Below are 13,277 nucleotides of genomic sequence, written 5' to 3'. Positions count from 1 at the left end.
ATTATGGGATTTAATACTGCACTATCTGGCATCAAAGCATCTGCCGATTATTTAAGTGTTACCGGTAATAATATTGCCAACGCCGATACTACGGGCTTTAAAAAGTCGCGTATTGAGTTTGATGACCTTTATAACACGAGCGTTCTTGGCGCTGGGAGCGGCAACAGCATTGGCTCTGGTGTGAGCGTTAGTAAGGTGTCCCAGGAATTTGCGCCGGGTAACCTTTCATACACGGATAACAATCTTGACTTATCTATTGACGGAACAGGGTTCTTTATTCTAGATGCAGGTGTCGCTCAAAGTTATACCCGAGCAGGTAATTTTAAGTTAGATGAAAATGGCTTTTTGGTGACCAATACTGGTAGTAATGTTCAGGGATTTAATGCTGCAGAGGGGGTTGTTGGGGGGAATTTAGAAAATTTAAGAATCCCTACTGACCGTATCGCTCCTGAGGCGACAACCTCTATGGAATTGAAGTTGAATTTGAACTCCGAAAGTAAAGATGTGCCTCCCTTTATTAAGGCGGATTTTGATCCTACTAACCCTGATTCCTACAATTATACTCAGACGCAAGGTGTGGTTGGGGCTGATGGTGAAACTCGTGTGGTAACGTATTACTATGCTAAGAGTGAGTTGCCTAATACTTATCAGGTTCATGCAACTGTCGACGGCAATATGACGGACGATACAGGTGCGCCATTTTTAGGAGAAACCTACGCAACATTTAACTCAACGGAAGGTGGTATTGATTATAATGGTGATGGTGTTCTTGAGCAGCCAAACCAGCTTCTTTATATGGGGTCTAGGGAGCCCGGTCCAGCAGATATTGCCGCTTTAACGCAAGCGCCTCTCACTGTGTCTGGTACGTTGGCTGGAACGGCGATTACATCGACACTTGTTGCTGCGGATGTTCGAGATGATAGTTCGGTTGCTCGCGAAGTGTTTGACCCACTAAATCCCGACTCTTATACATATGGTAATACCCGTTCTGTTTATGACTCTCTGGGTGGGGCTCATACGGTAGGGTATTATTTTATTAAACAGGGAGAGAATAATACTTACGAAATGCGTGTGACTATGGATGGGGAAGAAAGTTATACCGATCCTTTGACAGGTAATGATACGCGTTTTTTGAAAGCAAACACGAATGTAACGTTTGATGCGGCTGGTAATCTAATGGGTACTAATCGTGGTCTCCCTCCTTTTGATGTTGCCGAACCGGTTACATTAGAAATTGCAGGACTGGATCCATCAAATCGAGGTCGAGTTACGCCAATAGATTTATTTGGATCAACGCAATTCGCGATAGATAATACAGACAACTTTGAGCAAGATGGTTTCTCCGCTGGTGAATTGCAGGGAGTATCATTTGATGATGATGGTTTCTTGACGGCAACGTATACAAACCAACAAACGGCAACACTTGGCCAGATTGGCTTGGCAACATTTGATAGTACTGACGGTCTTGTTCCTAGTGGCCATACAGCTTGGCTTGCAAGTAAGGGTTCTGGACCAGCCGATGTTGGTCGCCCAAATAGTGGTACGTTAGGGCGAATTCAAGGCGGCGCATTAGAAGAGTCGAATGTTGATTTAACCGCTGAGTTGGTTGCTCTTATTGAGGCTCAGCGTAATTATCAGGCAAACAGTAAGACGCTAGAAACCGAAAATACGGTCACTCAAACTATTATAAATTTGCGCTAATTTTCTGGAGAGAGAAGATTCAAGGTCGAAACAGTTTTGCTGTTTCGGCTTTTTTTTGTCTTTTTTTTAGAGTTTTCTGAGTTGGTATGATTCTTGAAGGTTACTTTCTAATAACGTGAATTCTTCTAGGGGTGTCGCAGTGGATAAGGCTTTATATCTGGCAATGAGTGGTGGTGTGCAAACCATGAATGCTCAAACAATACACGCTAACAATCTGGCAAATGTCAGTACAACAGGCTTTCGTTCTGACTTTGAGCAGGCTCGTTCAATGCAAGTGAATGGTGACTATTACCCTAGTCGTGTATATGCGATGACCGAAAATCCAGCCACTCGATACACCCAAGGTGACATGATTCAAACTGGCCGAAATTTAGATATTGCTGTTTCCGGAGATGGCTTCATTGCTGTTTATGATGAGAAGGGGCAAGAAGCTTACTCTCGTGCTGGAGACTTGCAAATTAACGCTGCTGGACAATTGGTGACTGGACGAGGTTTGCCTGTTGCGGGTGTTGGAGGGCCTATTTTTTTGCCTCCGCTTGAAAGTATCAATATCACCGAAGACGGCTCTATTTCTATTATTCCACAAGGTGGTGCAGGTAATGAAGTCGCTGTGTTAAACCAAATAAAATTGGTCAATCCGGATGCTCAGAACTTACGCAAAGAAGGCGATGGTTTAATTCATTCACGGGACGGGCAAGCGTTTGATCCAGACCCTAACGTACGTTTGGTTAGCGGATTTATAGAGGGGAGCAATGTTAATGCCGTCGAAGAAATGACGCATATCATGAACCTAGCTCGACGTTTTGAGATGAATGTAAAAATGATGGATTCAATTCGAAATAACGCAGACTCTTCTGCTCGAATATTACAGCGTTCGTCATAAATACAATTGATAAGTAAAGAATAACGACATTAAAAGAGGCACTTATGAATTCAGCATTATGGGTAAGTAAAACCGGTTTAAGCGCAATGGATAAGCAATTAAACGTGGTTGCCAATAACTTGGCGAACGTTTCAACGACCGCTTTTAAGAAAGATAGAGCAGTATTTGAAGATCTAATGTACAAAACAGTCCGTGCGCCAGGTGGTTTAAGTGCGCAAAATGCGGAGTTGCCATCCGGCTTGCAGTTAGGTACTGGTGTAAAAGTTGGGGCAACACAAAAAGACTTTTCCAATGGTGATTACAATATGACGGATAGGCAGCTTGATGTTGCTATTCAAGGTAAAGGCTTCTTACAGGTATTACAGCCTGATGGTACTATTGCTTATACAAGAGATGGCAGTCTACAGCTTAATAGTCAGGGGCAACTTTCCACGTCAGGTGGCTTAGTGGTTGAGCCCGGTATTCAGATTGATCCTGATGCCATTGAAATCATGATTGCAGATGATGGCGTAGTGTCGGTCCGTAAAACAGGCGATGCAGATGCTCAGCAAGTTGGCGCTATTAATATCGCAGGCTTTATTAATCCAACGGGGTTGAGTTCAGCAGGACAAAATATTTTCACTGAAACCAACGCTAGTGGACCGCCATTGGTTGGTGTTCCAGGAACGGATTCACTTGGGACTATTTCCCAAGGTATGTTGGAAGCTTCTAATGTGAATTCGATTGAAGAGCTTGTTAATATGATTACGACTCAAAGAGCGTATGAAATGAACTCTAAAGTGATCGCTTCTGCAGATGGTATGATGAGTTTTGCAATACAGCAGCTATAGTAAAATATGGAATATGATGAAGATGAAATACGCGTTTTTGATTTTTTTGAGTGCTTGTTTGTCTGGTTGTCTTTCTTGGGATGTCAACCAACAAGCGGTTGCTAACGCCGCCGCCGCAGGCGCAGCGGCAGCAGTAACGGATGCCGTTATCGATGCTGTGGTAGACAATAATGAGGAAACGCCAGAGGAACCTATACCAGAAGAGCCGCGTAAAGGTTATGTTCCTGATCCTAATGATCCATTAAATGGACCGAAAATCGGTCAATCTATACAGTCTGATGACCCTTACTATACGCCTGTTTACCCTAATGGAATGAATCCTTCTCAGGCACCAACAGGAGGAATTTACCAGACAAGTATGGGGGATGTGTTTTTTGGCGATCAAAAAGCCAGTAAAGTCGGCGATATACTAACCATTAATTTGAATGAAACGACGACATCAACAAAAGCCAATGCAGCCACTGTATCAAAGTCTTCTTCTGCGACGATCGAGAATCCAACGGTACTGGGTCAGGAAATGAGAGTAGACACAACGCTTCCGCAGCAAGGTACGGATTTCTCAGGTAATGCATCGGCGAATCAGAATAACAGTTTGAACGGTACAATTTCTGTTACTGTATTCAAGGCATACCCGAATGGTCTTTTGGCCGTACGTGGTGAAAAATGGTTGCGCTTGAACCAAGGTGATGAATACATTCGCTTTTCAGGTGTCGTACGAAAACAGGATATTTCTCCAGATAATACCGTTGAATCTGAGCGTGTTGCGGATGCGAGAATTACCTATTCTGGTACCGGTGATGTGGCTGCAGGAAGTGAACAAGGCTGGGTGAGTCGTTTGCTTAACTCTAGTGATATGCCTTATTAATTTGATGATTTAACAGCTGAGGGGATCGATTCTCTCAATAGGTGATGTAATGAAGCACGTAGCGCTAATTGTCTTATATTTATTATCTTTTTCTGTTCAGGCTGAACGTCTGAAGGACATTGCTAGTGTTCAAGGTGTTCGAGAAAACCAACTGTTTGGTTATGGCTTGGTGATTGGCCTTAACGGGACGGGTGATAGTACTGCTTTTACGAGCCAGAGCTTTTCTAGTATGTTGTCACGTTTTGGTGTGACATTGCCGGAAGGCGTGAATGCGACCTCCAAAAACGTCGCAGCAGTGTCTCTAACCGCTACATTGCCTGCGTTTTCTAAGCCAGGTCAAAAAATTGATGTCACCGCATCCTCTATTGGTAATGCGAGCGCGTTGCGTGGCGGAACCTTGCTACTGTCTACTTTGAAAGGGGCGGATGGGGCAGTTTATGCCATCGCTCAAGGAAATTTAATTGTTGGCGGTTTAGGGGCGAATGGGGCTGATGGTTCACGGACGTCGGTTAATGTACCAACAGTTGGACGTATCCCAAATGGCGCAAGTGTAGAGCGTATTGTGGCGAGCAGTTTTAATACCGGTGATACGCTAACCTTCAATCTGAATCGTCCTGATTTTACAACGGCAAAGCATGTTTCAGATAAAATTAATAATCTTCTAGGGCCTGGTGTGGCGACAACTCTTGATGCGACGTCAATACGGGTTTCTGCACCGAGAGATCCAAGTCAGCGAGTGACTTTTTTATCCATTCTTGAAAATCTTGAAGTGAAAGTTGCTGAAGAGCGTGCGCGTATTGTTGTTAATTCTCGTACGGGAACCATTATTATCGGTCAGCATGTCAAAGTTTCTCCCGCTGCAATTACGCATGGTAGTTTGACCGTGACAATAAAAGAGGTTCCGCCGGTGATTGGACAAGATGGAACAGTAACCGGAGGGGAGACCATAGTATCCCCTCGTGAAGGTATTGCTATTAGCCCTGACAGTGGCCATATGTTTGTTTTTAATCCGGGTGCGTCATTGAATGATATTGTTCGAGCCGTTAATCAAGTGGGGGCTGCGCCTGGAGATGTCATGGCGATCTTAGAAGGCTTAAAACAAGCTGGTGCCATTAATGCCGACTTAGTAGTGATATAGGCTTTACTATGAACTCAGTTCCACCAAAGGACGATTTTTTTGCAGATTTTTCTGCATTAACCGCGTTAAAAACGAAAGCACAAAAAGATCCGGAAGCCGCATTAAAAGACGTTGCTCAACAGTTTGAGTCAATCTTTATGAATATGCTTTTGAAGAACATGCGCAGTACAAATGAAGCGATTGGTAGTGGTTTATTCTCCAGTGCTCAAACTAAGCAATATCAAGAAATGATGGACTCCCAAATGTCTCAAGGCTTGGCAAAGTCGGGTGGGCTTGGGTTGTCTGAAGCGCTTATTCGCCAATATCAAACAAAGCAGCAAGGTTTCAGCACACCAGAAGCGAAAGAGCGTGGAGATACGGATTTTTTGAATCAGGTAGCGAAACAAGACTTGGTCAGAGTTCAAGCATTGGCTCATCGTGCTTCAACTGAGTTTATTCAATCGGTTCAACAAGAAACTCAAAATAGTTCTGCTAATGGTGTCGCTTCTTTACCTTCCGCACTTTCTGTTGTGTTTGAGTCGCCAGATGATTTTGTTGATAATCTTTGGCCTCATGCTCAACAAGCCGCAGATAAGTTGGGTGTGAACCCTAAGGCAATATTGGCCCAAGCTGCATTAGAAACAGGTTGGGGTAAATACCCGATTGCCAAAGAAGATGGTGCTGCAAGTTTTAATTTATTTGGAATAAAAGCCGATAGTCGCTGGCAAGGCGATAGAGCGGTTGTGAATACATTAGAGTTTCGCGATGGTGTTGCGAAACGGGAGAAAGCCGCGTTTCGTGCTTATGATTCTTTTTCACAAAGCTTTGATGACTATGCCGATTTTCTGTCTTCTAGCGAGCGGTACAAAGATGCCCTTCAGGCCGGAGATGACGCATCAATGTTTGCCGCTTCTTTGCTAAAAGGTGGTTATGCGACGGATCCTAAGTATTCAGAGAAAATTGACAACATCCTTTCCAGTAAGTGGTTTCAACACCTTTAATAATAAAAATGGCTCAATTCTCAGCGTTGGTAAAGTTTTTGCATGAATAGCCGATATGATTAAGTAAGTTCAAAGGTTATTTTTAAAAAAACGTACTAGGGGTGTGAGCTATGAGCTCAAATTTATATTCAATTGGTTTGTCTGGGCTTCAGTCTAGTAATGCTCGTATTAACACGACAGGGCAAAACACATCCAATGTGGATACTGAAGGCTATAGCCGTCAAAGAACCGACACCACAAGTTCGCCTGTTGGTGGTGTTGTCCTTCGTGATACCTCACGCCTAGTCGATAATTTTGTTAGCTCTCAGGTTCGCTCTGATACATCAACCTTTTCATATTACGACACTTATCATTCTATGATATCGACATCGGACAGTTTATTGGCTGAAGACAGTATTTCTCTTAATACTTATATCAATAACTCGTTTGATGCCTTGCAGACCGTTAATAATGACCCTACTTCTTCTTCATTAAGGCAGTTGGCTCACTCCAGTCTAAATAATCTTGTTCAGCAGTATCATACGCTTTCAGGCGTTGTAAGCGATCAAGAAGGGTTAGTGGATGCTCAGCTTGCGTCTTCTTTAGGTGATTTGAATACCATCACAGCGAAGATTTCAAATCTGAATGAACAGATTTTGAGGCAAGAAGGTATCTCGATTTCTCCTGCCAATGAACTTCGTGATCAGCAAGAATTATTAGCCAAAGATTTGTCTAAATATCTGGATATCAAAGCCCAATTTAATGACAAAGGATTGATGACTATTCAACTAGCGAATGGTCAGCCTTTGGTAATGGATCAATTTCCTACAGAGTTAAAAGTGAGTTCAAACCCACTACACCCTAAAAAAATTGATTTGGTTGTTAGCTTTGGCGATTACGAAGTGGGTTTGAAGACGCAAGGGCTTGGTGGAAGTGTTGGGGGATTGATTGATTACCGATCTGAATTTAGCGTTTATGCCGATAGGACATTAGGTCAGCATGCTATTGCGCTGGCAGACGCGATGAACACTCAGAACAGGAAGGGGCTTGATGCTGATGGTCAATTCGGAAAAGACTTGTTTTCTTTGGGGGATATAAATGTTTACTCCACAGCGGATAACCTTAATAAAGCGAAAGATATATCAGTAAGGGTATCAGCGGGTCAATCCGCCAAAATTACAAAAGATACCTATGAGCTTAATAGAACGGATGACAATTTATTCTCGATAAAGAAAGTTAATGCAGAAGGCAAATCAACAGACAAAGCGATTACCTTTGACCCAAGTCTTTTGCAAAAAGATAACAATGGCTATTTCAAAATTGATGAGCTTGGTCTTGATATTCGCCTCGATGGTATAGATAAAATAGATAAAGATGATATTTTTCAATTTACGCCTACCGAGGGAGCCGCTGCAGCATTAGGTTTGGCCTCAAGAAATGGCGAGGCGATAGCTCTGAGCGCGCCAATTGGTGTAAGTACAGGTTCAGATAATTTATCGGATGCAAGAATTTCTCTTACTTCTGTGACAAATACAGACCCTGAAACATCTGCTTTTTCATCGGATGGCTCTTTATATCCTAGTGCGCCACATAAAATCTATTTTACCTCTCCAAGTTCCTATGTTGTTCAGAATTCGTCTGGTGTTGAATTAGCAAAAGTCGAAAATGTCATAGAATTTAGTAATTTGCTTGAAAAAGCAGGATTATCAAACGAGGCAGGTTTTGATGTGTCAGTTTCCTCTATGCCAAAGCGAGGTGATGAATTTTCAGTTGGCACGGACAATATAGGTCAATCTGACAACTTTAATGGTCTGGCGTTAGCGGATTTACAAAACCAATCTCTTATTGATGGTAAAGCAACTCTGGTGAAGTCTTTTTCTGGCTTCATATCCTATGTAGGTAGTAAAACCGCAGAGATAGAAGGTCATGCAGACTCAAGTGAAATTGTAATGAACGAAAGTATTGCTCGTCGGGATAGATTATCAGCGGTAAGCCTTGATGAGGAGGCTGTGAATCTTTTGAAGTACCAGCAGTCCTATTCTGCTTCTGCTCAAGTGGTAACGGCAGCTCGCACAACGTTCGAGACTTTACTTGGGATTATGAGGTAAGTTTATGCGAGTAACTAATAACTTAATCTATGGTCAGGCAAATAAGTCTATGACCCAAGCAAATGAAAAAATTCTTAATATTCAAGAAAAAATTTCATCTCAAACAAATATTATAAAACCGAGCGATGACCCTGTCGGTGCTAGCCAAATTTTGATGTATGGCAGTAAGAATCAAACATTAAAGCAATACGATGAAGCCATGAAAATGGCAACGGGTAACTTAGAATATCAAGAGGTTGCTTTAGACAGTTTGAATGATTTTTTAGATTCTGCCAGAACGCTGTTTATTCAGGCTCAAAATGATATCAACACTCAAGTCGACATCGAGGCCATTGCTCATGAGGTTTCTTTGATAACAGAATCCATGGCAGACTTGATGAACTCTAAAAGTGCTGATGGTAACTATATTTTTGCAGGTACAGATTCACAAAGCCCGGCTTTCATTATAGGAAGCGATGGCCGTTACCAATGGGCTGGCAATGAAGGGCAAAAATACGCTCAAATATCAGAAGATTTGAAGATCCCGGTTACCAATTCAGGTAAAACGCTTTTTCAGGATATTTGGACAAATCGAACGTTTGTATCAAAAGTCGTCGATGGCGATGTATTGCTAACAGATAAAGTACAAAATCAGGCTGATTTTGATTTGTTTATGGCGAAGCATTACGACCCTGAGGATGCTAAATCTAATAAATACAGCCTTGTTACGTCATACGCTGACGGAGGTCGCTCACCTTTAGATCGTGTTAAAGAGCAGCCTGGAGCGGATGTTGACGGCTATAATTTGTTTGACGGAACGCTGGCTGACTATGTTATTACAAATCATTTGGGTGAAGAGATTGATTCTGGTAATTATAAAGTAGGTAAGCCAATTACATTCTCTGGAATGTCCTTTATTCTAGAAGGTGAGCCTGGAGCATCGGTTGATATTACTCTTATGAAGCCTCATAAAGACAATGTGCTGAATGAAATAAAAGACTCGTTGGCTACTTTAACAAATAAAAATGCCACACATGAAGATCGAGAGTCTGCCTTTTTTAGTGCTATATACAGCATTAATAATGCTCAGCAACGGATTGGCGAAGGTCGATCTAATATTGGTGCAAGGCTTAACATGATTGAAGGCAGAGAAAGTTTTAGTTCTGCAAATCAGTTGTCTAATACGATTGCTCAAAGTCGAGAAGGTGAATTGGATATGGGGGCAGCGGCAACAGAGTTATCTATGAAAGAGTCGGCATTGAACGCTTCGCAAAAAGTATTTTCGCGCATGAGTAATTTATCCCTATTTAATCAAATGTAATTTTTAAGGTATAAGGTAAGAAGATGTCAGCATTTAAAATGGAGTCCTGTTTTGGGGTTGATATCAATGTCGGGTATTTTGATATAGAAGAAATACTCGGTACCTTGGAAATCAAAGAAAAAGTTCTTGGCAGTAAGCGTGTTCAAAGCCTGATAAAAACACATGGTCGAAAAGACCGTATTGTTGGTGTTGCTATGCGACAAGTTGCATTTGATGAGCTGCGCTTAACCTTAGATTCTGAATTTCTCCCTTATGATCCCTATTTTTCTGACGATAAGTTGTTGAACAGCCGACGAGAAAGGTTGTATGACGCACAAGAGCGATTCCTCACTTTATGTATATCTATTGCGAGCGGTAGATCTGTACGAAGTCTTAAAAAGTTAAACCCTGACTTAAATACTAAAGAATTACGCAGTAAACATGGGCGCGGTCAAAGTCTTTTTCGTTATTTTAGGCAGGAACTAAATGAGCAAACAAGGGAGTATATCCTGAGTTATAAAGCTCGAATGGAAAAAAATGGTGAAGGTAGTAATGGGGCTGAGACAAGCAACTCTAGCTCTGCTATAGAGGTTGAACAACATACTCCAAAATTAGCAGACGTTAAGAAAGCGCCTAATGCAAGTAGATGTATTCCGACTTCATTTGATGTGGAAACGGCCACTGCACTTAAGTTGTTTCAAGATGGACATTCGTTGATATCTACTCAAGTAGAGCGCTTTAAGCGCGGTGAGCAGCTTGAGATGCTAGAGTTGGTGAAGTTTTGTCGTCGACTGATTGAGTCTCATACACGGAATAACTTTTCACTAATGGCGATACGCCATATAAAAGATTCATCTACTTATTTAGAACAGCATGCCATGGGGATGGCAGTGCTTGGGATTCATTTTGCCAAAGCAATGAAATTGTCCGGAGCCTATGTCGAAACGATTTCCCTTGGTGCTCTATTGTTTGATTTAGGGCGCTTTCGCTTACCGATGGCAATGGTAACGAAAACAACCAAAATGACATCTGGTGAGTTTGACTTGTTTCGTAAGCATATACAGTTTGGAGGGCAGATCTTGCATAAATGTGAGGGTGTTCCAAAAGCGGTTTATCAAATGTTATCCGACCACCATGAAAAGATTGATGGTTCAGGATACCCAGTAGGCAAGCAAGATCAAGAAATCTCTGTTTATGGGAAAATCGCAGCTATTATTGATGCGTATGATGCAATGACATCGGAGCAGCCTCATAAGCCTTCAATGGGACCGATCAAAGCGTATCAGCAAATGCAAAAAGAGTCTGGTTTGGCGTTTGATAAGCAATTGTTAGACGTTTTCTTGAAAAGTATTGGTAGTACTCCTGTCGGTTCTTGTGTGTCTTTATCAAATGGTCGGGTAGGGTTTGTGTTGACGCTCAATAAGTCTTTTCAGCCTTCTTTGGTTCGCCAAGTTTACAGTATGACAAATAAAGCATTTATAGAGTCGTCGGACATCGAGTTAAACAAATCGGCTAACCTTAGAACGGACGTTGTCATTGAGGGAGAGGTTGATCCTCAGTCTTTGGACCTGCAGTTTATCAACCATATCTCCTGAACTCATTTTCGATTTCGTCGAGCCTATTACATTATTTTCTTCATAATCATGAGCAGATTAATTACTCTTTTTTGGATCCAAGGTTGCCTTAAAAATTTCCCCCTCTATTTATTCTAAACCTACCCTCAATCAATAATGCATTAAGTCTTTTGATGAGCCATGTTTTCTTTTCAAAAAACACATAATTATTGAGCAACTGCTTAATTTGATTAAAAAAGGGTTGAGCTTGTCAGGTGTTTACGAAAATCTAATAAAACGTTCGCAATAAGCGCCCTTCCATTTATTTTTGATAATTACTTGCTAGATCTATTTAAAGGAAAGCTTTCTCTATTCTTTCTTTTTGTGCTGTATTTTGTGTTCTTTTCTTTAATTTTTACCTTTTATTCTAAAGTTCCTTGGGCTCGGTTCGATAACCTTTGGCACAAAATTTTTGGTAAAAAATAAGAAAGAAATTTTTTTAAAAAATACAAAAAATATTAAAGATCGTCGCATTGTTGTCGATAACTTTAGTAAGAGACAAAAACCCCAAAAAATCAATTAAATCAGAGGGTTGTCTTACTGTTAAAAATTCTTAGGAGAGAAGAAAATGGCTTTATATGTAAATACAAATGTGTCATCGCTGAACGCACAGCGTCAGCTTACAAGTAGTGGTAAGGTACTTGATACCGCCTATCAACGATTGTCATCTGGTCTTCGAATTAACAGTGCGGGTGATGATGCGGCGGGTCTTCAAATATCGAACCGTTTAACGTCTCAGATTAATGGTTTGAATCAATCGGTACGAAATGCAAACGATGGTATCTCGTTAGCTCAAACCGCTGAAGGTGCTTTAGAAGAAACGACAAACATGCTTCAGCGTATGCGTACCTTGTCTATTCAATCGGCAAATGGTTCAAATGCTGATGAAGACCGTGTTGCCCTTCAGCAAGAAATGGGGCAATTAGCGGACGAGATAAACAGAATTGCGGATATCACAACATTCGGTGGACGAAACCTACTTGATGGTAGTTACCAAGGTATTTTTCAGGTAGGTGCCGACGCCAATCAAACGATCAGTTTTTCAATGCAATTTAGTGGGCAAAATAATTCTGTTAATCTTGCTGGAAATGGTGGTTTTACCATGTCTGGTTTGTCCTCTGGTGTTCCTTATGTAGAAGAAGAAACACAGATTATAGCTACTCAAGAAGGTGGTTTTGTTAATCAGCATGGCGACGCTATTAATGAAAAGGGTCATTTGATTGACGAAAATGGCGAGTTGATTAATAAAGAGGGTCAGCGAGTCAATGAAGAAGATGTTCTGATCGACGAGCAAAACCGCCCAATTAATGAAAATGGGGTGCTTATTGATGCTGCCGGTGTACCGATAAATGAAGATGGCACCGTTAGGCAAGATATTGTAAATGAAGACGGCACTATTTCGAATGCTGATGGCACAACGAAAAATGTTGACGGGACGGTTTCTCACCCCGATGGCAGAGTAGTACAACTGGATGGATCTGTAATGCATCCTGATGGAACCATTGCTCATCCTAATGGCTCAATTACTCAACCTGACGGCACAGTGGTTGAGCCCGAGAAAAGATATGGCCAGCCATTAGTGACTGCGGACACGGTATCGATAACAGATATTAAGAACTCGCAAAGTATGATTGCCATGTTGGACACTATGATTCAAGCGGTTGACTCAAAACGTGCTGAGCTTGGTGCGGTGCAGAACCGTTTTAGTTCCACTGTGAATAACTTGTCTAGTATTTCTGAAAACGTTTCGGCTGCTCGGTCTCGTGTTAGAGACGCAGATTATGCTGCTGAAACAGCATCACTAACGAGTTCACAAATTATTCAACAAGCCAGTTCAACCATACTTGCTCAAGCGAACCAACGACCACAGGCTGCTTTAAAGTTATTAGGGGCTTAATCTA

The 13,277-nt window shown here is 41.7% G+C and carries 9 protein-coding genes and 2 pseudogenes; all 11 read left to right on the top strand.

Annotation, left to right across the window (positions count from 1 at the left end; genetic code table 11):
- Window positions 1-3 precede the first annotated feature (3 nt).
- Window positions 4-1,701: a flagellar hook protein FlgE gene (locus M3I01_RS13275; protein WP_275565123.1), complete on the top strand. Its 1,698-nt coding sequence runs from the start codon at window positions 4-6 to the stop codon at window positions 1,699-1,701.
- A 139-nt stretch (window positions 1,702-1,840) separates the two neighbouring features.
- Window positions 1,841-2,584, top strand: coding sequence for a flagellar basal-body rod protein FlgF (gene flgF, locus M3I01_RS13270; protein ID WP_112136952.1), 744 nt, complete (start codon window positions 1,841-1,843; stop codon window positions 2,582-2,584).
- Between the two features lie 44 nt (window positions 2,585-2,628).
- Window positions 2,629-3,414: a flagellar basal-body rod protein FlgG gene (flgG, locus tag M3I01_RS13265; protein ID WP_255896362.1), complete on the top strand. Its 786-nt coding sequence runs from the start codon at window positions 2,629-2,631 to the stop codon at window positions 3,412-3,414.
- A gap of 22 nt (window positions 3,415-3,436) precedes the next feature.
- The gene (locus tag M3I01_RS13260) at window positions 3,437-4,279 is read left to right on the top strand and encodes a flagellar basal body L-ring protein FlgH (RefSeq protein WP_255896361.1); all 843 of its coding nucleotides are present in this window, start codon (window positions 3,437-3,439) and stop codon (window positions 4,277-4,279) included.
- Between the two features lie 49 nt (window positions 4,280-4,328).
- Window positions 4,329-5,417, top strand: a complete 1,089-nt coding sequence (locus tag M3I01_RS13255; protein ID WP_255896360.1) for a flagellar basal body P-ring protein FlgI — start codon at window positions 4,329-4,331, stop codon at window positions 5,415-5,417.
- An 8-nt stretch (window positions 5,418-5,425) separates the two neighbouring features.
- Complete coding sequence (gene flgJ / locus M3I01_RS13250; RefSeq protein ID WP_255896358.1) at window positions 5,426-6,397, top strand: flagellar assembly peptidoglycan hydrolase FlgJ; 972 nt, start codon at window positions 5,426-5,428, stop codon at window positions 6,395-6,397.
- A gap of 110 nt (window positions 6,398-6,507) precedes the next feature.
- The gene (gene flgK / locus M3I01_RS13245; RefSeq protein WP_275565122.1) at window positions 6,508-8,484 is read left to right on the top strand and encodes a flagellar hook-associated protein FlgK; all 1,977 of its coding nucleotides are present in this window, start codon (window positions 6,508-6,510) and stop codon (window positions 8,482-8,484) included.
- Between the two features lie 4 nt (window positions 8,485-8,488).
- On the top strand, window positions 8,489-9,784 hold the full coding sequence (flgL, locus tag M3I01_RS13240) for a flagellar hook-associated protein FlgL (protein ID WP_255896355.1): 1,296 nt from the start codon (window positions 8,489-8,491) through the stop codon (window positions 9,782-9,784).
- A 23-nt stretch (window positions 9,785-9,807) separates the two neighbouring features.
- Entirely contained in the window at window positions 9,808-11,358 is a 1,551-nt protein-coding gene (locus M3I01_RS13235; RefSeq protein WP_255896354.1) for an HD-GYP domain-containing protein, read from the top strand.
- A 586-nt stretch (window positions 11,359-11,944) separates the two neighbouring features.
- Window positions 11,945-12,425 (top strand): annotated as a pseudogene (locus M3I01_RS13230) (flagellin N-terminal helical domain-containing protein); the annotation flags it as partial.
- A 572-nt stretch (window positions 12,426-12,997) separates the two neighbouring features.
- Window positions 12,998-13,273: pseudogene (locus tag M3I01_RS18610) on the top strand (flagellin); the annotation flags it as partial.
- Window positions 13,274-13,277 lie beyond the last annotated feature (4 nt).

The sequence above is a fragment of the Marinomonas maritima genome (assembly GCF_024435075.2).
Taxonomy (GTDB): domain Bacteria; phylum Pseudomonadota; class Gammaproteobacteria; order Pseudomonadales; family Marinomonadaceae; genus Marinomonas; species Marinomonas maritima.
The sequence above is the reverse complement of the archived record's forward strand: the minus strand, read 5'-3'. Positions and strand labels throughout refer to the sequence as shown.

Coding starts and splice junctions, on each gene's coding strand:
- M3I01_RS13275 (WP_275565123.1), top strand. CDS start 4: ATGGGATTTAATACTGCACTATCTGGCATCAAAGCATCTGCCGATTAT.
- flgG (WP_255896362.1), top strand. CDS start 2,629: ATGAATTCAGCATTATGGGTAAGTAAAACCGGTTTAAGCGCAATGGAT.
- M3I01_RS13260 (WP_255896361.1), top strand. CDS start 3,437: ATGAAATACGCGTTTTTGATTTTTTTGAGTGCTTGTTTGTCTGGTTGT.
- M3I01_RS13255 (WP_255896360.1), top strand. CDS start 4,329: ATGAAGCACGTAGCGCTAATTGTCTTATATTTATTATCTTTTTCTGTT.
- flgJ (WP_255896358.1), top strand. CDS start 5,426: ATGAACTCAGTTCCACCAAAGGACGATTTTTTTGCAGATTTTTCTGCA.
- flgK (WP_275565122.1), top strand. CDS start 6,508: ATGAGCTCAAATTTATATTCAATTGGTTTGTCTGGGCTTCAGTCTAGT.
- flgL (WP_255896355.1), top strand. CDS start 8,489: ATGCGAGTAACTAATAACTTAATCTATGGTCAGGCAAATAAGTCTATG.
- M3I01_RS13235 (WP_255896354.1), top strand. CDS start 9,808: ATGTCAGCATTTAAAATGGAGTCCTGTTTTGGGGTTGATATCAATGTC.